The sequence below is a fragment of the Paraburkholderia graminis genome (assembly GCF_003330785.1).
Lineage (GTDB): Bacteria > Pseudomonadota > Gammaproteobacteria > Burkholderiales > Burkholderiaceae > Paraburkholderia > Paraburkholderia graminis.
The window spans coordinates 64,864-85,605 of sequence record NZ_CP024936.1; the positions used below are offsets into that span (position 1 = coordinate 64,864).

The window sequence follows — 20,742 nt, forward strand, 5'->3', positions numbered from 1 at the left end:
GGTAGCCACCGGTGGGTCAATTCGATCCAGGCCTTGGCCCACTGGCTGTGTCGTTTGGTAACAGTGGTTACCGCGACTGCGGCTGTCCTGCAGTGGAAACCCTGATTCCGGGAGACGACGTGGCCTGAGAAGACGATCTGATTTCTTGGATGGCGCAGAACTTGCAAATGGCCGGATAGCCGTACGTGACAGGCATCGCCCCGTCGTCTCGGCCGCGTTGCACCGCGTAACAGAGTTAAGCGGTGCAGCGCGTGGACAACTGTTATGACTAACGCGACCTCAAAGGAACATGAATGTCTAACGACCACCGGAACTTTATTGATGGGGTGTTCGCGGCTGCCTCGTCTTCGAAACTGACGGTTCTGAATCCGGCTACCAACGAGACGATCGGAGAGGTACCCGACTCCGACCACACAGCAGTAAATGCTGCTGTCAGTGCGGCTCGTAAAGCCCAGGACGGCTGGGAACATACACCAGCCATCGAACGGGCAGGCTACCTCCGTAGAATCGCTGGCAAAGTTCGCGAGCACCGCGAGCGCCTAGCGCAGCTCATCACGATGGAGCAAGGCAAGGTCTTGAGCCTTGCGCAAATAGAGGTCGACTTCACTGCGGACTATATCGACTATATGGCTGAGTGGGCGAGGAGGATCGAGGGCGAGATCCTGACCAGCGATCGTGTCAATGAAACCATTCTCCTCTTCCGCAAGCCCATCGGTGTAGTGGCAGGCATCCTTCCATGGAATTTCCCCTTTTTCCTGATCGCGCGCAAACTCGCGCCGGCCTTGGTTGCGGGTAATACAATTGTCGTTAAGCCAAGCGAGGAGACGCCAATAAATGCCTTTGAGTTCGCGAAGTTAGTTGCCGAATGTGATCTGCCAGCGGGTGTGTTTAATTTGGTCGGCGGTGGACGTGATACCGGCGCGCTGCTCGCTGGTCACCGTGACGTCAACCTCGTATCCTTCACAGGAAGCGTTGGTACCGGAGTGCATATCATGCGTGCAGCGGCTGAAAACCTAACCCGCGTCAACCTCGAACTGGGTGGCAAGGCTCCTGCAATCGTGCTTGCCAGTGCCGATCTGGACCTCGCAGCAAACGCCGTATATCAATCCCGCATACTGAACTCCGGACAAGTCTGCAATTGCGCGGAGCGCGTCTACGTTGAGCGATCTGTAGCCGGTGCCTTCACAGAGAAGGTCGTCGCCCTGATGAAATCGACGACGTTCGGCGATCCGCTTGCCGACCGTACGGTGGGCATGGGTCCACTTGTGAGCGCGGCGCAGCTTTCGAAGGTCTCGTCCGCCGTCGATCGAGCTCGCTCAGAAGGAGCTCAAGTTGTTCTCGGTGGGAAAGTAGCTGACCGGGCCGTGGGTAACCACTACGAGCCAACGGTTCTCGCTGACTGCAATCATGACATGGATATCATGCGGACAGAAACGTTCGGCCCGGTCCTGCCAATTCAAACGGTTGATTCGCTCGACGAGGCGATTGCTTACTCTAACGACTCAGACTACGGGCTTACATCTTCGATCTTCACTCGCGATCTGAATGCGGCAATGCGCGCGTGCCGCGACCTTAAGTTCGGGGAGACCTATGTGAATCGCGAGCATTTCGAAGCGATGCAAGGATTCCACGCCGGTCGCAGAAAATCCGGAATTGGCGGTGCGGACGGCAAGCACGGGCTTTACGAATATATGGAGACTCAAACCGTCTACATGCAAGCAGGTTGAGACCTACCGGGAAACTAAGAGTCGCGCGAACGCCTAGATTTTGCGGTTGGGCGCGGCTTTCCAGTGGCCTTAATTTCAGCATTAAAAATCGATGGTGATCTCTCATCGCGAGCCGGGACGTCTTACTTTCGACGATCCGCCTCACGGAAACCGTGGAGCATTGATCCGTGGTTGAGGCTCAAAGCATCCCGAGATATTAGGATAACTTATGACGTCTATGCAAATTCGACGCATGCCTGTTGCCATCCTCGGCTCGGGCAATATTGGGTCTGATCTGATGTTCAAGATTCGACGCAATCCTCTTCTTGACCTTCGCCTAGTCGCCGGCGTTGACCCTGCGTCCGAGGGACTCGCCTTGGCTCGAAGCCTTGGATACAAGACATCAACCGACGGAGTAGCGGCTATCCTGCGGGAGCCCGAGATAAGAGTCGTTTTTGAAGCTACGTCGGCGCGCGTCCACCGAAGCAACGCCCCCCTGTTCCAAGAGGCCGGCATAACGGCGATTGATCTGACTCCCGCTAAGGTTGGTCCAAGTGTGGTTCCGTGCATCAATCTGGAGTCGCTGCAGGACGCACCTAACATGAATCTAATCTCGTGTGCGGCGCAAGCTACGGTTCCTATCGTATTCGCTATAAGTCAGCTTTCCAGAATCAAGTATGCGGAGATTGTCGCAACCATCTCTAGCGACAGCGCTGGTCCTGGCACCCGTCAGAACATCGAAGAATTCACGCTAACAACGCAGAAAGCCCTCCGAGAACTGGGCGGTGCTGAGCGATCGAAGGCGATGGTTGTAATCAATCCGGCCAAGCCCTCGATCATTATGCGCAACACGGTGTACGTGCAGCCGGAACATGACATCGCTGACCACGACGTGCGCGATGCGGTCGCGAGAATCGCCAGCAAAGTGCAGTCTTACGTGCCGGGTTACAAGGTAGTCGTCGATCCATTCAGACGCGATGATCATTTCATGGTAGGGCTCGAAGTCGAAGGCGCCGGTGATTTTCTGCCGCCGTACTCCGGAAACCTCGACATCATTACTGCAGCTGCGGTCGCGGTGGCAGAGCAGGTTGCGAAACGCAAAACTCACTGAGAGACACGCTCATGGCACACATCACCTTCGTAGACGTCACATTGCGTGACGGTAACCACACATACAGTCATCAGTTCACCCCTGAAATCGTCGCAGAAACGGCGAAAGCGCTTGATGAGGCCGGCATCGACATTATTGAGGTGGGACACGGCGACGGTCTCGGTGGAGGCTCAATTCACGTCGGGCGAGCCGCTGCGTCGGACGACGAGCTGCTAGTCGCCGCCTGCAAGGCAGTACGCCACGCGAAGATTGGCATCTTGATGATCCCCGGTTTTGGTTTGTTTGCGGACCTTGAACGCGCCTACGAGATCGGCGTACGTGTTGCACGGATTGGTTCTCATTGCACAGAGGCGGATATCACCGAGCAGCACCTTCGGCGCGCGAAAGACCTAGGAATGTTCACGGTGGGATACCTTATCTCAATGGGAATGGCGAGCCCGGAACGCCTTGCAGAGGAGGCAAGCAAACTCGAGTCCTACGGTGCCGAGTACATCAACCTCGCTGAGTCACAGGGGCATCTTGTGCCTTCAGAAGTGGCAGAGCGGATCAGGTCTGTCCGTAAGGCCGTGAAGATCCCAATCGGGTTCCATCCGCACAATAACCTAGGGCTCGCCAACGGCAATATCCTCGCTGCGATAGATGAGGGGGCGACTTACATTGACGGCAGCCTGAAGGGGTTTGGGGGCGGCGCCGGTAACGCTCAAACGGAAGCAACGGTGGCTATGCTCAAGCGCGCGGGCCATGATGTTAACGCGGAGCTTCTTGGTATCATGGACGCAGCATCAGTCTTCGAGAAGTTGGTCGCACCGCATCCAATGCCGTCGATCACCAACAACTCAATTTTGATGGGATACGCAAACGTCTACGGGGGATATGTACATCCAGTAGAGCGAGCCGCAAGTCGTTACGGCGTTGATGCTCGGCAGCTAGTGATCGAACTCGGAAAGCGTCGGGTGGTAGCTGCCCAAGAAGATGTTGTCGAGGAGATCGCCAAGGGTATGCGCTCCCAGCTGCAAGAGCCTGCATAGCCACCACTCGATTTGGCGCTGATGGCGATCGATGAGTCTTGCGCCGATCGAGACCAGAAACATGACCGCGAGCGGGCTCTCCCGACCGGGAAGACACTATAGAACTCGCGCCCGAGCGGATGCTGCTACGTGGAGCTGAGCGGCGAATGGAAATCAACATGAGGTCGCGTGTGCGGCATCGTCAGGCGCGGCCCTCCTTCTGAGGACCGTCGTAGCCCTCGACCCAGTCATGACCAAAGTAAACAGCGGATATCGGCGGTGGCGGCTTCAGGCCAGCGACCGAGAAACCGGGCGAGTTCATGCCCGATGCGCAGGCTCGTGTCCCGCGGCTTGGGAAGCAAACATGACGCATTCGCATGCCGCCGATCACACGCTGGTGCAATGACTGGCGTTTGCTGGAGGTTATGATTCGGATCCCGAAGAACGGGGGGATTGCCTCATTCGCCAACATATAGCCGCGTGACCGGTCTCTGCGGGAGCTCTTGCGTCGGACTGGATGCCGCACCGCGCGGGCGGTCCAGGCAGTATGACTCCGTGAGTCAACGGCTGGTTTGACGGGAGGACCCAGACTCGGATTAGCATTGCTGCCAGAGCCGTATGATGCCCACAAGGCACCCCCCGGCGATCTCCAACGCGGACGCCAGCGTGAACCGCGATAGCGCTGTCTGGGTCTGGGACTTTCGCAAGGAGCCGATCAAAGCAGATATTAGACAGGCCCGCCTGCGGCTGAAGTCCTGCCTGTTATCGCATGGAATTCGCTACTCAGCCAACGCCAACACGGGCGAATATCAGATCGATCCATCATCGAAAACTACTGTTACGCCCTTCGCGTATTCGTCGGCCATCAGACGAAAAACGCATACCGATCCGAGTGACGCCGAAAGTCATATCGGTCCTCTCGGCCAATCGAGCATCATCCACCGCTGTTCATGGCGAACAGTCGACCGGGAAAAACAGCGGCGCAATGCCGTTGCGCGCCCGCATCGCGCCTCTACGCACAACGGGGAAGTGCCGGCAGTTCGATCCCGCGATGCCATTCGACGGATCAAGCAGTCCGGCATCGGCCGCGAATTCGGCCAGGCCTGGTCGACGCGTACGCCGGATGAAACCCGCCTGCAGCGGGTGTGCGCGGTGTGCCCGCGCGCTGCTAGACACCGGAACCTGAGCGGTGCGCGTTAGACGCGCGACGCGTCGCGCAGTGCGACCGGCGACGCGCCATAGCGCTCGCGAATCGCGCGGCTGAAGTGTGCCTGGCTCGAGAAACCCCATCGAAACGCAATCTCGCCGACGCTTGCCTTGCGCAGCCGCGCATCCGTCAACTCTCGGTGGGCATGAGACAGCCGCTCGGACCAGATGCGCTGTGTGATCGACTCGCCTTCGGCGGCAAACAGCCGGCCCAGGTGCCGTAACGACAATCCGACTGCATCAGCGACGGCCTGCGGCGCAAGTTCCGGGTCGCCGAGATGCGTTGCGATGTACTGCTTCGCGGTCAGCAGATACGACAGCGACGCGCGCGATGCATTCGCGCCGTTTACTTCTGCATCAATGAGTTCCGCGACCAGCGTGCGCGTGTGCTCGGAGAATCGCGCTGCGTCGCGCTTGACGGGATCCTGCATAAAACGCTCGATGCTCGCGCGCAGTGTCACGCCGAGCATTGCGCCGGCACCCGGCTTCGACGCAATGCGCAGCGGTAGTGCGGCCAGTTCCGCATCAAGCCGGTCGTCGAGCGTCGTGATCGGGATGTCGATCAGCAGCTGCCGCATTGGCGTCAGGAAGCCGTACAGGTAAGGCACGCGTGTGTCGTAGACGACGACGTCGCCGGTTTGCGCGAGCAGACACCTGTCGCGCTGGATGAAGTACGCGCTGCCGCTCAGAATCTGGCACGCAAACAGCGACTCCTTCGGCAACTGGCGCACAAGCGCCGGGCTGCGCTCGATCAGATGATCCTGGCCGCTGATGTCGGCGATGCCGAGGTCGGGCAGGGCGAGGCTAATCTTTTCAACCTCGAGGCCGCGTGACGACAATGACGAGCAGCGTAGGCCGACCAGCGTCGCCGCACATATTGCGTCCCAGTAGGCCATCCGGTCGCGCGCGGGCACGCCGGCCGTCGAGCCTCGCGTGCGTGAAAAAACGGTCAAATCATTCGTCACGTCGCCTCCAGGTGGCGCCTGTCGTGCGGATCTGCACGGATTGGGAGTGGTTCGTCAGGCGCCCGGTGCAGTGCAATGTCCTGCCCGATCAAGCAATTCGTCCAGCCCAGTCAAGAGCGGTGCGCACCGGCTGGCTAAAGTCGAGCCACGACACTCAAACACAAGGAGACACACCGTGGTCGACAAAGCCGTAACCGAATTCTGGCGAAACATCCCCCCGATTGCCAATCCGTTCAAGCCCGATGCGCTGCCCGAAGCCTACATCCCGAACGCGGCCACCGAAGACGAGCGATATTACGTTCCGTTTACTGAAACGGTTTCGTCGCGGCCGCTGTGGATCTCGCCGTCGCAGAACAAATGGTGCGACATCCTGATGGCAAAGGAAGCGGGCCTCGTGAACCGGCACTATCACCCGCATGAGGTGTTCGCCTACACGCTGTCCGGCAAATGGGGCTACCTGGAACACGATTGGATCGCGACGAAGGGCGATTTCGTGTACGAGACGCCCGGCGAAGGCCACACGCTCGTCGCATTCGACCATCCGGAGCCAATGCGCGCGTTCTTCATCGTCAAGGGGCCGCTGATCTGGCTCGACGAAGAAGGCAACCCCGACGGCTATTTCGACGTGCACTCGTACATCGCGATGTGCAAGGCGCATTACGAGAAGGTCGGCCTCGGCGCGCAAGCGATCGAAAAGCTGTTCCGCTGACGCGCGACGAGGCCCGCCATGACATCCCATTCCGCCCCCAAGCTCGCGTGGACGTACGAGAACAGGCTGCTTCTGATTCTGTTCATGACGTTCGGTTTCGTGTTCTTTGACCGCCTGGCGCTATCGTTCCTTTTTCCGCTCATGTCCGCCGAACTGCACCTGACGAATGCGCAGCTTGGCATGGTGTCGTCCGCGCTTTCGCTCACGTGGGCGCTGTCCGGCGCCGCGACCGGCGCGTGGTCCGACGCGCGCGGTACCCGCAAGCCGCTGTTGATCGCGGCGGTGCTTGGCTTTTCCATCTGCTCTGCGCTGTCGGGGCTCGTTGCCGGCTTCGTGAGCCTGATCGCGTTTCGCGCGCTGATGGGGATCGCTGAGGGGCCCGTGCTGCCGTTGTCACAATCGCTGATGGTCGAGAGCTCGACGCCGAGCCGCCGCGGGATGAACATGGGCCTGCTCCAGGGCTCGGCCGCCGGCCTGCTTGGCGCGATGATCGGCCCGCCAGTAGTGATCGGGATGGCGACCGCATACGGCTGGCGAGAGGCGTTCTACGTGTCGTGCATTCCCGGCTTGCTGATCGCGTTCTGCATCTGGCGCTGGGTTCGCGAAGTGCCGCCCGGCGGCGTACGGCACGCGCAGGCCGAAGGCGCGGCCACACAGGCTGCGGGAGGCACGACGGTCAGCCGCTGGGCGTTGCTGAAGGAACGCAACATCCTGCTGTGCGTGCTGATCAGCTGCTGCTTCCTCACGTGGTTCGTCGTGATCATCTCGTTCGCGCCGGTTTTCCTCGTCGAGAACCGCCACCTGTCCCCGTCCGGTATGGGCGTCGTGATGACCTGCCTCGGCGCCGCATGGGTGCTTTGGGGTTTTGCGGTGCCTGCGATCTCCGACCGGATCGGCCGCAAGCCGACGATGATCGCGTTCGCGCTGATCGCCGCCGTCTGCCCGATCGTGTTGATCCATGGCGATTCGGTCTGGGCGCTGGGCACGCTCGTGTTCGTCACGTACACGGGCCTCGGCTGCTTCACGCTGTTCATGGCGACGATCCCGGCGGAAACGGTCCGGCCACGCGCGATCGCCGGCGCGCTCGGGCTGATCATGGGCGCGGGCGAATTGATGGGCGGCTTCGTCGCGCCGACCGTCGCGGGCTTCGCGGCGGACAAGTACGGTCTGCAGTTCGCCATGTGGATGTCGGCTGTCGGCGCGATCCTCGCGTGCGTGCTGTCGTTCGCCCTCGTCGAAACTGCGCCCGCCGTGCTGCGCAGGCGCGCGCTTGCCTGCGCAGCTGCCCGCCTCGATACGCAAAACGTCGGAGGACGCTGATGCGCGCACTTCAATGGCATGGCCCGCGCGATATTCGCCTGGTCGACCTCGACACGCCGCGCGCTGGGCCAGGCGAGGTGTGCATCGCGGTCGCCTATTGCGGCATCTGCGGAAGCGACCTGCACGAATACGCGGACGGGCCCCATGCGATTCCGGTCGAGACCCCGCATCCACTATCGGGTTGCACCGCGCCGCTGACGCTCGGTCATGAGTTCTGCGGTACCGTCGTCGAAGTCGGCACGGGCGTGACGACGCTGGTCCAGGGCGACCGCGTTGCGGTCGAGCCCGAGTATCGCTGTCACCGATGCGCGTACTGCCGCTCGGGCTCGTACAACCTATGCGCGTCAATGGGCTTCGCCGGGCTGATGGGCGACGGCGGGATGGCTGACTTCGCGGTCGTGCCGGCCTACATGTTGTACCGGCTGCCCGATGACGTCAGTCTCGAACAGGCCGCAGTGATCGAGCCGGCTGCCGTCGCACTGCACGCGCTGCGGCGCGGCGGGCTGCGGCTCGGCGACACCTGCGCGGTGTTCGGCCTTGGGCCGATCGGCCTGCTGCTGATCACGCTCGCAAAGCTCCAGGGCGCCACGACCATCGTTGCGGTTGACGTGTCGCCGGAACGTCTCGCGGCAGCCGGGCGCCTCGGCGCAACGCACGTGTTCGACGGGCGCTCATTCGACGAATCCGCGTTGCGCCACGCGATCCACGCAGCTTCCGGCGGACTCGGCGTGGATGTCAGTTTCGAGGCGGCCGGCCTGCCGGTCACATTCGAGTCGGCCATGCAGGCGCTGCGCAAGGGCGGCCGTGTCGTGATGGTCGGCCTGATGCCGCATGCGGGCTTCGATGCATTCCACGCGGTCAACCAGGAGCTGACCTTCACGGCCAGCGTCGGCTACCGGCACGTGTACGAAGACCTGTTGCGGCTGATCGGCTCCGGCGCGCTCGACCTCACGTCGATTGTCACGCGCACCGTCTCGCTCGAGGACGCGGTCGCCGACGGCTTCGACGCGCTGCTCACGGACCGCACGCAGATCAAGATCCTGGTTTCCACCGCGCAGCGGTCCGCCCGCCGCGCACACTGTCGGGAGTATCGAAAATGAATCGGCTGTTCACGTTTGAAGGCAGGACTGCCGTCGTAACGGGCGGCACATCGGGCATCGGCGCGCGCACCGCGTTGCGGCTCGCGGAAGCCGGCGCATCGGTCGTCGCGCTCGGGCTCGATGCCAACGGCCCGCATGCGCCCGTGCATGAGCGCATCCGGTGCATCGAACTGAACGTGACTGACAGCGGTGCGCTGACGGGCACGATCGCCGCGCTGCCCCGACTTGACGTGCTGGTCAACGGCGTCGGCATCAGCCGGCACGCTAACGAATACCGGATGGACCAGTTCGAGCTCGTATTGAACGTAAACCTGACGTCGGTGATGCGTGCCTCCGACGCCGCATTGCCGGCGCTGTCGGCATGCGGCGGCAGCATCGTGAACGTCGCATCGATGTACACGTACTTCGGCAGCAAGGACCGGCCCGCGTACAGCGCGAGCAAGGGCGGGATCGCTCAGCTCACGCGCTCGCTCGCGCAGGCGTGGGCCGATCGCGGCATTCGCGTAAACGCAGTCGCGCCCGGTTGGATCGACACGCCGCTCAGCGCCGTGCTGAAGGCTGACACGCAGGCGTCGCGGCAGATCCTCGAGCGCACGCCGCTCGGGCGCTGGGGCGCAGCCGACGAAGTCGCGGACGTGATCCTGTTCCTGTGCTCGCCCGGCGCGTCGTTCGTTACCGGTGCGGTCGTACCGGTCGACGGCGGGTATTCGACGGTCTAGCGCTCGGCGTGTTGGCGGGCAGGCAGTCGCTCCCAATGCGCCGTGCACAACGGAGTCCGCTTCGGTTGCATCCGCATCTGATCGGATCATTCCGTTTCCGGCTTATTCATATCAATCAGTAGTGCAAAAAAAAAAATCCGACCTGATCGGAAACATGTGAGGAGCACATTGGAGATGACGAAAAAGACCATTTTGGCACTCGCGGCCTGCGCGATTCCGATCGCGTCGTTCGCGCAGAGCAGCGTCACGATGTTCGGATTGATGGACGTCGGCATCAGCTATGTCAGCAACGAAGGCGGCCACGGAAACGCGCAATTCGACGACAACATCTTCTTTCCGAACCTGCTCGGTTTCGAAGGCAAGGAGGATCTCGGCACGGGCACGCGTGCGATCTTCCGGCTCGTCAACCAGTATTCGCTCGCCAACGGCTCGATCATCGGCGGCGGGTTGTTTGCGCGGCAGGCCTACGTCGGGGTGGAGAACGACAGCTACGGCAAGCTCACGCTCGGCAACCAGTACGAGTTCATGGTCGATGCGCTCGCCGCCAGCGGCAACGAGATCGCGCAGGATGTCGCCGGGCTCTATGGCTTCCGCAATGGGCCTTTCGACAAGCTCGCGCTCCCGAACAACCCGACCGGTGCATTCGACTGGGATCGCGTCGCGGGCAGCAATCGCGTCGCGAACTCCGTCAAGTACACGAGCCCGTCGCTGGCGGGTCTGACCTTCGGCGCGCTGTACGGTTTCGGCAACGTTGCGGGGACGATCGGCGCGAACAACGCGATCAGCGTCGGCGCGAGCTACGACAACGGCCCGTTCGGCGCCGGTGCAGCCTATACCAACGAGAAATACGGCGCGTCGACGGGGCTGCCGCCGACCAGCGTGCGCAACTGGGGCGTGGGTGCCCACTATACGATCGGCGCCATGACGGGCAAGGCGCTGATGACGACCGTACGCAACGCATCGAACGGCGCTGCCGTGTGGTCGGCGGAAGGCGGCTTTGCGTGGTACGCATCGCCCGCCTGGGTGATCGGAGCAAGCTATACATACATGAAGGGCAACGACACGCTCGCCAACGCGCATGCGCACCAGATATCAGCTGCCGTGCGGTACTTGCTGTCGAAGCGCACGATGGTTTATGTGGCGGGCGTTTGTCAGCGCGCGAGCAGCGGCAGCTATGCGCAGATCAACGGCGTGATGGATCCGGATGGCGCCTCGAGCGGTGTGTCGCAGTCGGTTGCGCGGGTCGGTATCAGTACGCGATTCTAGATTCTTGAAAACGGCCATCGAGCCGGCCCGTTCCGGTCGGTCGATGGCAAATGGATGGCGCGCGGGAGCAGGTCGCGCGTGATCCTCGCGATGAGGGTTCTGTTGCATTAAGGATTGTGGAGATGAAGGCCTAGTCGGAGCATTCGATCGTCCGCTGTCCTTGCGACTTCGCCCACAGATCTTCCACACGCAAAAACTCTACGTAGCGACGTTGCCTTGTTGTTCCCGCCAGGAGAGCTGTGAGATACAACAAAAAAGGGCGGCGCTGCCTTCTCGCGTTTGCAGTCAAAGCGTCGATCACCTGTCGTGCGAGTACGAGCCGCGTATCCTGTGAGATAACTTTTGTGAGAGACACCCCCCGCGCGTCGCTATCGGGATCGGATGGGGAGGTAGAGCACCCATTCGCAGGTACATAGGGGCGAAAGCTACCGGGCAAGGTGGCGGCGTCAGCGAGCCCGGTGTACTGCCGCTGGCAATGCCGGTGGGACACTTCGAGCGGTTTGTGGAAGTGCAGGCGGAACGCGCGTGAGAGCAGTCGCACAGGCAGGAAGAAGACTAGCCGGCGCGCAATCCAGGGTTCGCCATCGGGCGGGAGTCCGGCGCCGGGTACCGCCTCGACTGTATCAAAGACAGTACTAGCTATGTGGACCGCCGTGCACGTCACTGCTGCGCGACAGAAGGTCCGGATGTGCAAGGGATGGCGGCCGGCCGCCTGCGTGGCTTCGGTTATGCAGCGGGCGCAATCGACGCGTCGACGATGTTGTGGCGTGCGAGTGACTGCGCGACGAGCCCGGATGCCTTCGCTTCCTCTACGAAAGCCCCCAATGCATTTGCGGCCGCTGGCTCACGGCTCTTCGGCAAACCCATTGCCAGACCGACCACCATGAACCCCTTATCGAGCAAAACGCAGGCCACGCGCTTGACGTGCGTCTGCGTCGAGTTGCTGCTTGACGCCAGCCGCAACCTCGAGGCCCTGCTCCAGGAAGGTTTGGACGACTGTCCGGGACGTCAGTTCGCGGACGATTTGCGCATTGAGCTTCCCCTGAAATTTCGCCTTCCAGCAGGTCGCGTATAAACTCGACCGAAAGGAGGGAAAGAAGAAATGTTCAAGGTACCGCACCAGGTGTACACGGCGGAGTTCAAGGAAGCCGCCGTGCAACGAGTCAAGGACGGGCAAGGCATAAGCGCCGTGGCTCGCGAGCTAGGCATGTCGATGCAGACTTTGCGCAACTGGCTCAAGGCTTCCGAGACGGGCAAGCTGAACGGCCCCGGAGCGAAGGTCGTCACGGCAGAACAGATGGAACTCTCGCGCCTGCGAGCGGAGAACAAGCGCTTGCAGATGGAGCTCGAAATCGCAAAAAAAGCGACGGCGTTCTTCGCGAAGGACCTCCTGTGAAGTTCGCCTGGATTGACACGCAGTGCCGGCACTATCCACTGTCGGCGCTGTGCGAGGTCCTTGGAGTAAGCGTCAATGGCTATCGCGCCTGGAAGCGCGGCGGCACACCCGAGCGGCAGCGACTGACCGATGCCCAGTTGCTCACGTTGATTCGAACGATTCATGCCAAGTTCAAAGGTGCCTACGGTTCGCCACGCATGACCGACGAGGTGCGCTCTCGCGGCTTTCCGGCCAGCAAAGCACGTGTGGAACGGCTGATGAGCACCAACGGTATCCGAGCCCGCCATAAGCGCCGTTATCGCGTGACAACTGATTCCCGGCACCAGTTTCCGGTCGCGCCGAACGTGTTGAACCGGCAGTTCACGCCGGACGAGCCTAACCAGGTGTTCACATCGGACATCACGTATATCTGGACCGACGAAGGCTGGCTGTATCTGGCGGTTACGCTGGACCTGTTCAACCGGGAGGTCGTGGGCTGGTCCGTCAAGCCGCGCATGACGGCGGACCTCGTGACCGACGCATTGACGATGGCATGGTTCCGCCGCCGACCTGCGCCCGGTGCACTGCATCACTCGGACCGTGGCAGCCAATACGCGAGCCATGAATTCCAGCGCAAGCTGGCCTCCTACGGGATGCGCTGCTCGATGAGCCGCAAAGGAAATTGCTGGGATAACGCGCCGACGGAAAGCTTCTTCAACAGCCTGAAGAACGAGCGGGTACACGGCACGAAGTACCGCACGCATCGCGAAGCCGTGGCGGACTTGTTCGAATACATTGAAGTGTTTTATAACCGCAGTCGTCGTCATTCATCGCTTGGCTTCATGTCGCCAACCCAGTTCATGCAAGACTGGCTTGCGGCTCAGCGGACAAAGGATACGGCCGCATAACCCCGGGCCTCTGGAAGGCGAAAAACCGAGGGAAGCTCATTGTCATGCGGTACCCGACCCGCGCATATCAGACCGATCAACCGTCGGCATGCCGTCCGTTCTGCTGCCAATCTGCAGGATTTCCACGTTGCATCACTCAAGATTCGCGTGCCTCTGAGCCATTTCTTCCTCGCCTATGCCCTTCTTTATTTTCAGCCAACACACGATCGCCTCGCATAGGAGGAAGAAGGCCTGTTCAAACAGGGTTCGCATCGGTTGAAGGTTCTGCGGATGTTCGTGATTCACCAAGCCGCTGGGCGCCGGAATTATCACGACTACGTCTGCCGCCATTGAGCGGGCGCCTGAGCGCCGTGCAGTGAAAAGTGCAACCCTTGCGCCCGCCGAGCGCCCCTGTTCAAGCACTGCGGAGACACTGCGCGTTTCTCCTGATCCTGACGCCACGATGATTAGGTCGTCAGCCCCAACAGGTGGGCAGGGCAATCCGCCTGCCATGTAGGCTTCGAATCCCAAGTGACAAAGCCTCATGCAGAACGCCTGCAGAAGGATTCCGGACCTGCCGGCGCCCAGGCAGAACACCCTCGGCGCACGCTCAATTTCTGCTACAAGTGCGCCAAGCTCAGAGAAACTCACCCCCTGCAAGGAGCCTTGGATCTGACCAAGGATGTCGCTCATCAGGCTCGGTATCTCCAGTTGCGTCAAATCGGTCATGGTCGCTCGCGTCAAGTTGATGGTGTCCGGCGCCCGGGACTTGGTCTTCTCGTCTTGCAGCTCCACCCGTCGGACGGGAAAAACATCAAACCGTTGAGCCAACTATAACATCATCCTAAGCTGATGGTGCAGGTACACCATTTTCTTCGAGGTATACTCTGCTGTTTAGACGCTGAATTCTCGAACCCGCGTCTACTGAAACTTAACGGAAACGGCGCTACACCCTTCATGCGGTATCAAACCCCATAGCCACGGGAGCCAGAAGAGCGCATATCTTGATTGGTAAAGATAAACCATCGATGTTGCATGTCAAACTCTTGGCGTGTAGAGTGTGTTCATGGTTGAGCAACGGCGCGATGCGAGATGCGCCCCTGCCTGAGCTTTTGCACAAATGCTCCTTGCCGAGCGGGCTTTCAGCCTTTCCTTGTACGCAGATATAAGGCGATGAAGATGGGAGACGCACCAATTCTGGAGTTGCGCGGAATCGAGAAGCGATTTCCGGGCGTAATCGCTCTGAAGGACATGAGCTTCACGGTTCGGAAGGGTTCGGTACACGTGATTTGCGGCGAAAACGGCGCGGGCAAGTCGACCCTGATGAAAATCGTCAGCGGCATTTACCAGCCGGACGCCGGCGAGATATTCGTCAATGGCGAGAAGGTCGCGGTTGACAGCCCGTTGACCGCGCGGCGAATGAAGATCTCGATGGTCACGCAGGAACTCAACTACATTCCCGAAATCACTGTCGCGCAATCGCTGTTTCTGGGCGACGAGCCAAGAACGCGTTTCGGTTCGATTGACTGGAAAAAGCTCTATGCGGATGCGAAGGCGCTGCTTGAGCGAGAGGGTCTGCACTACCGTCTCGACACGAAGCTCAAGGAGCTGAGCCTGTCGGACCTCCAGATGCTCGAGATCATGAAGGCGGTTTCGCGCGAGGCGAACATCATCATTTTCGATGAGCCGACTTCCGCCATCACATCGAAAGAGGTAGACGTCCTCTTCAAGAAAATCGATGAACTGAGAGCAAAGGGCGCGGGCATTGTCTATATCTCCCACCGCTTCGAAGAACTCTACCGGATTGCCGACGACATCTCCGTCATCCGGGACGGCAGCCACGTTGCGACGCGGCGTGCCACCGAGATTGATATCGAAACAATCATCCAGATGATGGTTGGCCGGAAGCTCGATAACGTGTATCCGCCAAAGCCGGAGCCCAAGGTGGGCGCCACGGCGCTCGAGGTCAAGGGGCTCGGCGACGACGAGCGATTTTCGAACGTCAGCTTCAATGTCCGCAAGGGAGAAATCATCGGCCTGGCCGGACTGATGGGAGCGGGACGCACTGAAGTGGTTCGTACGGTATTCGGCCTTGACGCGTACACCACGGGAGAAGTTCTCGTGCACGGGGAGCAGGTTCGCATCCGGACGGTTCAGGATGCGATTCGACTCAAGATCGCGATGCTATCTGAAGACCGGAAGCGCTACGGCATTGTGCCGATGCGCAGTATCACCGAGAACACCGGTCTCGTCTCGCTCAAGAAGTTCTTCAGGCGAGGCTATCGGGACGCGAAAACCGAGAAGCGATTGATCGATGGGGCCAGCGAGCGGATGAAGGTCAAGGCACCGGGTTTCAACACGCAAATCGGGTTGCTCAGCGGGGGGAACCAGCAAAAGGTGATGCTCGCGAAGTGGATGCTTTGCGAGCCGGACATCCTGATTCTCGACGAACCGACGCGCGGCATCGACGTCGGTGCAAAATTTGAAATCTACAAAATTATCTTCGAACTGGCCCAGGAAGGAAGAGCGGTCATTGTCATCTCGTCCGAGCTGTCGGAATTGACCGCCATCTGCGACCGCATTTACGTGATGGCCAGCGGGCGGATCAGGGGAGAGTTGAACGGGCCTGAATTCAGCCAGGAAGGAATCATGCGCCTGGCAACAATGGGTGGAGACGAAAATTGAGCACAGCTACACGTAATACTTCTAGTCGCTGGACTTTGCTGGCAAACGGCAGGTACAGCATCTATCTGATTCTCATCGCGATGATCGTGGTGAGCTCGATCATCAGTCCCGTCTTCCTTTCCACGACCAATTTCCTGAATATTTCCCGGCAGATTTCGATTACGACGATCTTGGCCTTCGGGCAGACGCTGTTAATCATTTGCGGCCTTATCGACCTTTCGGCAGGCTCCGTACTCGCGCTTTCCGGGCTGCTGTCCGTGATGTTCTTCAAGGCTACGGGTTTGTTCGTGCCTTCCATGTTGGTCGGAATCGCGATTGGCTCAGCGTGCGGGCTGGTGAATGGCTGGATTGTCACGCGCTTCAACACGCCGGCCTTCATCGCGACGCTCGCAATGCAAACGGCGGCGCGCGGCGCGGCGCTGATGATGACGAGTGGCCAGAACATCTACGAACTGGATAAATTTGCCAGTTGGGGACAGGGGGCGGTCTTGGGAGTTCCGTCGCCGGTCATCTTCCTCGTACTGATTGCAGTGCTGACCTGGTATGTGCTGAACCATACGCGGCTCGGTCGCTACATCTACGCTATTGGCGGAAACCAGGAAGCAGCGAGAGCGTCGGGCGTCCGAATCAGCCGCATCAAAATGATGGCCTTCCTGTTGAACGGGGCACTCGTCGGACTCGCCGGCGTGCTCTACATGTCGCGGGTCAATGCGGGCCTGCCCAACGCAGGCATCGGCTTCGAGTTCGATGCGATGACCGCCACAATCATTGGCGGCACCAGCTTCTCAGGCGGCATTGGGACGGCGATTGGAACGCTGGCGGGTGCATTCATCATGGGTTTCCTTGGGAACATCATGAACCTGCTCGGCATTCAATCTTATCTGCAGCAGATCATCAAGGGCGGCATCATCGTGCTCGCCGTCGCGTACGACATTTCCTCAAAACAGGGAAAGAAGAAGAAAAGCGGTAACGCCGCGAAGCCGGAACCGGCGAAGGCGGCTGCTAGTTGATGGTTTGGGGAGGCCGGTTATAAAGAATAGGAAACCGGACAGTGTTGGATTTGATCGATTAAACGAAGTACGTACAACGTCGTAACCCTAAGGAGACAGAAAAATGAAGTTTAAAAAACTGATGGTATGCGCGTTGGCGCTGGGCATGTTCGCTTCGAGTGGCGCTGCAACCGCACAGACTCCAAAGTATCGCGTCGCTTATCTCGCACGCGCGCAAAGCGATTCATTCGCAGCATGGCTGGCCAATTCGATGGTCAAGGAAGCGAAGAAGTACCCGGACATTGCGTTGACGGTATTTGACGGCCAAAGCCAGAATCCAGTGATGCAGTCGAACATAGAGAACGCCGTCACGAACAAGTACGACCTGGTGATTATCCAGCCATACGACCCCGCGGTCCAGGTGGGTCCGGTCAAGAACGCGATGAAAAATGGCATGAAGTTCGTCGCGACTAATCCGAAGTTCGAGGACGACTCGATACCGTCCGTCGACTCAAGCCCGTACCTTCTGGGCCAGGTCAACGCGAAACTTGCACTGACGCAAGTGCCCAAGAATGCGAAGGTTGTCGTTCTCATCGGACCGCCGGGTAACCCGCACTCTATGGGCCGTCGTGACGCGTGGCAGAAGGAATTCTTTGCCAAGCGCCCCGACGTCAAGATCGTCGCCGAGCAGACCGCGAACTGGAACAAGGACGAAGCGATGCAGTTGATGGAAGACTGGATTCAGGCGAACCCCAAGATTGATGCTGTGATTTCGATGAACGACAACATGGCGGCAGGGGCTGTGGAAGCGCTTAAGGGTTCGGGAATGACGCCCTTCCCGTTGGTATATGGCACCGACGGAACGGCAGAGGCATGCCTGCTGATCAAAGACGGGAACATGACGTCGACCGCGCTGCAAAGCGCGGACGAACTGGCTCAGAAGTCCATGGCAATGGCGCATGGCATTCTCACGGGCAAGCAGACCAATCTGCACGAGGTGGAAGGGACGGAGCTGTACACGAAGCAGAACGTCGAAAGTTGCATCGCACTCCACAAGAAGCTTGGTGACATCAAGTAACGGATTCGCATCAGCCAGGTGCAGGTGTATTCATCAACTGAAAGGGATTGACATGAAAGCCTTGGTCCTTGAAGAAAAAGACAAGCTCCAGATTCGCGATATTGCAATCGAAGAAGAGCTTGGCCGCAACGACGTTCGCATCAGGATTGCCTACGTTGGTGTGTGCGGGAGCGACGTTCACTACTACAAGCATGGTCGCATTGGTGACTTCGTGGTCAGGGAGCCGATGGTCCTCGGACATGAAGCGAGCGGCGTTATCGCCGAAGTTGGCAGCGCGGTCAAACACCTGAAGATTGGCGACCGGGTGGCAATGGAGCCTGGCATCTTCGACCCGAACTCGCAAGCAGCCATGCAGGGCATGTACCACCTCGACCCGAGCATCCGGTTCTGGGCAACGCCGCCCATTCACGGCGTGCTGCGCGAGTCGGTCGTTCACCCCGCCAGTCTCACATTCAAGCTGCCGGACAACGTCAGCCTGGAGGAAGCGGTTCTGGCCGAGCCGCTTACTTCCGGTGTGCACGTCGCCCGCAAGGTGGGGATTTCTCCGGGGGATACCGCGGTAGTTTCCGGCGCCGGTACGATTGGCGCGTGTATGGCGCTCGCCTTGCTTGCGTCCGGTTGCAGCCGTGTCATCATCTCCGACGTGAAGCAGGAGAAACTCGACTTCCTGGCGAAGCACTACGGTGACCGTCTCATCACGTTCAACGCGACGGAGGGTGACCTCAAGCAGTTTGTCCTGCAGCACTTCCGGAATGGCGCGGACCTGTTCGTCGACTGCAGCGGCAGCCCGGCGGCGATTGGTGCCGCGCCGCACTGCCTGCGGCCGGCCGGAAAGATTGTGTTTGTCGGCATGCCGCAAGACCTGGTGCCAATGGACATTGTCGCGATGCAAGTCAAGGAAATCGAGACCGTTTCGATCTTCCGCTACGCGAACGACTACGAGCGTTCGGTTGCCTTGATTGCATCCGGGCAAATCAACGTCAAGCCGCTGATTTCGCGTCGCTTTGCATTCGAAGACAGCATCAACGCGTTCAAGCTGGCGGCGTCCGCGCAGCCGGACGTTATCAAGGTTGTCATCAACTGTCAGTAAGCCATCCGGACCGGTAGAGAGAGGAACAGAATGTATCTTGGCATCGACTGCGGTACACAAGGTACCAAGGTGGTTTTGCTAGACCCGGAAACCGGCTCGCTTGTGGCCCGCGGTCATGCCAGCCATCCAATCATTTCCGAAGCCAACGGCCGTCGGGAACAGAAGGCAGAATGGTGGATTGACGCCTTGCGGCAAGCGCTGAAAGGGTTATTCGCACAGACCACGCGCAGCCCGGCGGACGTCTTGGCAATAGCCGTATCGGGGCAACAGCACGGGCTGGTGATGCTGGATGAAAGCGGCACGGTAGTACGAAACGTGAAGCTGTGGAACGATACAGAGACGGCTGCAGCGAGCGAGAAGCTCTTCAACGCAGCCGGAGGGGAAAAGCGGATTCGCAGTCTTATTGGCACGACGATTCCGGTGGGCTTTACGGCATCGAAGGTCGCATGGGTCAGGCAGCACGAGCCCGAAACCTACGAACGGGTGCGGCATGTGCTGCTGCCGCATGACTACGTGAACTACTGGTTGACAGGTGAATATGTAACAGATGCCGGTGAGGCATCCGGAACAGGTTACTTCGACGTCCTCTCCCGCGCATGGTCATGGCAGATGGCAGACTTGATTGATCCGACAGGGCGGCTTGAACGCTCGCTGCCTCGAGTCGCCATGCCTCTCGAGCCAATCGGCACCGTACGCCCGGAGGTCGCTGCTGAGTTCGGCTTTTCGCCGGGCACGCTGGTGGCCTGCGGTTCCGGCGACAACGTGATGGGCGCCCTGGGTACTGGAAACGTGGCGGCCGGCCGCGCCACGCTCGGCCTCGGAACCTCGGGCGTTCTGAATATCCACACAAATGAACTGGCGGAGTCCGTCGACCCGAGTATCTATGTCTTCTGTGGTCTCGATGGCGCGTGGTTGCCGACCATCGCGACCATGAATGCAACGTCGACTACTACGTTGCTGCAGCAACTCTTCGAAGTTGAAATTGCCGAGGTCGAAAATCTCATTGCCTCGGCCAGCCCCGGTGCCGGTGGCGTGCGGATGTTTCCGTATTTCAGCGGTGAGCGTATCCCTGCACTGCCTCGTGCGCGCGGCATGATGAAAGGCCTGTCGGCAGACAACATGACGCGTGCAAATCTGATGCGTGCAGGCGCCGAGTCCGTCGCTTTCGGATTGAAGTGGGGCTACGAATTGCTTTCGCAGAGCTTCGCTCGCGCAGAGCAGTTCCGGCTGACCGGCGGAGGCACTAACAGCGCCGCATGGCGGCAGATACTGGCCGACGTCTTTAATGTCGACGTCATTCGCGTCAAGTGCGACGAGGGGGGAGCATTCGCCGCTGCCTTGCTCGCACTCGCGGTGCATCAACGGGCGAAGGGCGCGTCGGTAACCCTATACGACGTTTCTGAACGTTACGTCGAGCTTGATGAGACGCGCGCGGCTCAGCCACGCATGGACGTCGCGGCGCAGTATCAGGACTTGTTCGCTGCTTTCACCAACACCATTGCCAACGAAGATTTCGAGGCAAACTGAAC

The 20,742-nt window shown here is 60.0% G+C and carries 16 protein-coding genes and 2 pseudogenes; 15 read left to right on the forward strand and 3 right to left on the reverse strand.

The window, feature by feature from the left end; genetic code table 11:
* The first annotated feature begins 293 nt into the window (after positions 1 to 293).
* The 4 genes from aldA (at position 294) to CUJ91_RS34055 (ending at position 5,024) form a co-directional block, all read left to right on the forward strand.
* Complete coding sequence (aldA, locus tag CUJ91_RS31765; protein WP_114158164.1) at positions 294 to 1,727, forward strand: aldehyde dehydrogenase; 1,434 nt, start codon at positions 294 to 296, stop codon at positions 1,725 to 1,727.
* A 217-nt stretch (positions 1,728 to 1,944) separates the two neighbouring features.
* Positions 1,945 to 2,817, forward strand: coding sequence for an acetaldehyde dehydrogenase (acetylating) (locus CUJ91_RS31770; protein WP_114158498.1), 873 nt, complete (start codon positions 1,945 to 1,947; stop codon positions 2,815 to 2,817).
* 11 nt (positions 2,818 to 2,828) lie between these two features.
* Positions 2,829 to 3,845, forward strand: coding sequence for a 4-hydroxy-2-oxovalerate aldolase (dmpG, locus tag CUJ91_RS31775; protein ID WP_114158165.1), 1,017 nt, complete (start codon positions 2,829 to 2,831; stop codon positions 3,843 to 3,845).
* A 645-nt stretch (positions 3,846 to 4,490) separates the two neighbouring features.
* A complete protein-coding gene (locus tag CUJ91_RS34055) occupies positions 4,491 to 5,024 on the forward strand; it encodes a hypothetical protein (RefSeq protein WP_153067653.1) in 534 nt (177 codons plus the stop codon).
* Here CUJ91_RS34055 and CUJ91_RS31780 read toward each other — a convergent pair.
* Positions 5,021 to 5,995 (reverse strand): helix-turn-helix domain-containing protein, encoded by a 975-nt coding sequence (locus CUJ91_RS31780; RefSeq protein ID WP_114158166.1) that lies wholly within the window; start codon positions 5,993 to 5,995, stop codon positions 5,021 to 5,023. The two genes, CUJ91_RS34055 and CUJ91_RS31780, sit on opposite strands and share 4 nt — an antisense overlap.
* Before the next feature lie 175 nt (positions 5,996 to 6,170).
* On the opposite strand from CUJ91_RS31780, the gene CUJ91_RS31785 reads away from it, so the two are divergent.
* The 5 genes and pseudogenes from CUJ91_RS31785 (at position 6,171) to CUJ91_RS31805 (ending at position 11,109) form a co-directional block, all read left to right on the forward strand.
* Positions 6,171 to 6,704: a 2,4'-dihydroxyacetophenone dioxygenase family protein gene (locus CUJ91_RS31785; protein WP_114158167.1), complete on the forward strand. Its 534-nt coding sequence runs from the start codon at positions 6,171 to 6,173 to the stop codon at positions 6,702 to 6,704.
* 18 nt (positions 6,705 to 6,722) lie between these two features.
* Positions 6,723 to 8,024: an MFS transporter gene (locus CUJ91_RS31790; RefSeq protein ID WP_114158168.1), complete on the forward strand. Its 1,302-nt coding sequence runs from the start codon at positions 6,723 to 6,725 to the stop codon at positions 8,022 to 8,024.
* A pseudogene (locus CUJ91_RS31795) lies at positions 8,024 to 9,143 on the forward strand (2,3-butanediol dehydrogenase). The gene CUJ91_RS31790 and the pseudogene CUJ91_RS31795 overlap by 1 nt, the downstream one beginning before the upstream one ends.
* A complete protein-coding gene (locus CUJ91_RS31800; RefSeq protein WP_114158169.1) occupies positions 9,121 to 9,843 on the forward strand; it encodes an SDR family NAD(P)-dependent oxidoreductase in 723 nt (240 codons plus the stop codon). Before CUJ91_RS31795 ends, CUJ91_RS31800 begins: the two are co-directional and overlap by 23 nt.
* 174 nt (positions 9,844 to 10,017) lie before the next feature.
* The gene (locus CUJ91_RS31805) at positions 10,018 to 11,109 is read left to right on the forward strand and encodes a porin (RefSeq protein ID WP_114158170.1); all 1,092 of its coding nucleotides are present in this window, start codon (positions 10,018 to 10,020) and stop codon (positions 11,107 to 11,109) included.
* A gap of 726 nt (positions 11,110 to 11,835) precedes the next feature.
* Here the strand turns inward: CUJ91_RS31805 and CUJ91_RS31815 are convergent.
* Positions 11,836 to 12,139: pseudogene (locus CUJ91_RS31815) on the reverse strand (type 2 periplasmic-binding domain-containing protein); the annotation flags it as partial.
* Positions 12,140 to 12,211: 72 nt separating this feature from the next.
* On the opposite strand from CUJ91_RS31815, the gene CUJ91_RS31820 reads away from it, so the two are divergent.
* Positions 12,212 to 13,392, forward strand: a protein-coding gene (locus tag CUJ91_RS31820; RefSeq protein ID WP_114158172.1) for an IS3 family transposase whose coding sequence is annotated in 2 segments (ribosomal slippage) — positions 12,212 to 12,476 and positions 12,476 to 13,392 — 1,182 coding nt in all. Because the reading frame shifts where the segments join, the coding sequence is not laid out codon by codon here.
* A 132-nt stretch (positions 13,393 to 13,524) separates the two neighbouring features.
* Here CUJ91_RS31820 and hxlB read toward each other — a convergent pair.
* Complete coding sequence (gene hxlB / locus CUJ91_RS31825; protein WP_153067654.1) at positions 13,525 to 14,100, reverse strand: 6-phospho-3-hexuloisomerase; 576 nt, start codon at positions 14,098 to 14,100, stop codon at positions 13,525 to 13,527.
* 450 nt (positions 14,101 to 14,550) lie between these two features.
* Between hxlB and CUJ91_RS31830 the strand changes: the two genes are divergently transcribed.
* The 5 genes from CUJ91_RS31830 to xylB all read left to right on the forward strand — a co-directional run bounded on the left by CUJ91_RS31830 (position 14,551) and on the right by xylB (position 20,740).
* A complete protein-coding gene (locus CUJ91_RS31830; protein ID WP_114158174.1) occupies positions 14,551 to 16,056 on the forward strand; it encodes a sugar ABC transporter ATP-binding protein in 1,506 nt (501 codons plus the stop codon).
* A complete protein-coding gene (locus CUJ91_RS31835) occupies positions 16,053 to 17,066 on the forward strand; it encodes an ABC transporter permease (protein WP_244231142.1) in 1,014 nt (337 codons plus the stop codon). Before CUJ91_RS31830 ends, CUJ91_RS31835 begins: the two co-directional genes overlap by 4 nt.
* A gap of 145 nt (positions 17,067 to 17,211) precedes the next feature.
* Positions 17,212 to 18,123, forward strand: a complete 912-nt coding sequence (locus CUJ91_RS31840; protein ID WP_425273897.1) for a sugar ABC transporter substrate-binding protein — start codon at positions 17,212 to 17,214, stop codon at positions 18,121 to 18,123.
* Positions 18,124 to 18,175: 52 nt separating this feature from the next.
* Positions 18,176 to 19,213, forward strand: a complete 1,038-nt coding sequence (locus CUJ91_RS31845) for an NAD(P)-dependent alcohol dehydrogenase (protein WP_114158176.1) — start codon at positions 18,176 to 18,178, stop codon at positions 19,211 to 19,213.
* A gap of 30 nt (positions 19,214 to 19,243) precedes the next feature.
* A complete protein-coding gene (gene xylB / locus CUJ91_RS31850; protein WP_114158177.1) occupies positions 19,244 to 20,740 on the forward strand; it encodes a xylulokinase in 1,497 nt (498 codons plus the stop codon).
* Positions 20,741 to 20,742 lie beyond the last annotated feature (2 nt).

Coding starts and splice junctions, on each gene's coding strand:
- aldA (WP_114158164.1), top strand. CDS start 294: ATGTCTAACGACCACCGGAACTTTATTGATGGGGTGTTCGCGGCTGCC.
- CUJ91_RS31770 (WP_114158498.1), top strand. CDS start 1,945: ATGCAAATTCGACGCATGCCTGTTGCCATCCTCGGCTCGGGCAATATT.
- dmpG (WP_114158165.1), top strand. CDS start 2,829: ATGGCACACATCACCTTCGTAGACGTCACATTGCGTGACGGTAACCAC.
- CUJ91_RS31790 (WP_114158168.1), top strand. CDS start 6,723: ATGACATCCCATTCCGCCCCCAAGCTCGCGTGGACGTACGAGAACAGG.
- CUJ91_RS31800 (WP_114158169.1), top strand. CDS start 9,121: ATGAATCGGCTGTTCACGTTTGAAGGCAGGACTGCCGTCGTAACGGGC.
- CUJ91_RS31805 (WP_114158170.1), top strand. CDS start 10,018: ATGACGAAAAAGACCATTTTGGCACTCGCGGCCTGCGCGATTCCGATC.
- hxlB (WP_153067654.1), bottom strand. CDS start 14,100: ATGACCGATTTGACGCAACTGGAGATACCGAGCCTGATGAGCGACATC.
- CUJ91_RS31830 (WP_114158174.1), top strand. CDS start 14,551: ATGGGAGACGCACCAATTCTGGAGTTGCGCGGAATCGAGAAGCGATTT.
- CUJ91_RS31840 (WP_425273897.1), top strand. CDS start 17,212: ATGTTCGCTTCGAGTGGCGCTGCAACCGCACAGACTCCAAAGTATCGC.
- CUJ91_RS31845 (WP_114158176.1), top strand. CDS start 18,176: ATGAAAGCCTTGGTCCTTGAAGAAAAAGACAAGCTCCAGATTCGCGAT.
- xylB (WP_114158177.1), top strand. CDS start 19,244: ATGTATCTTGGCATCGACTGCGGTACACAAGGTACCAAGGTGGTTTTG.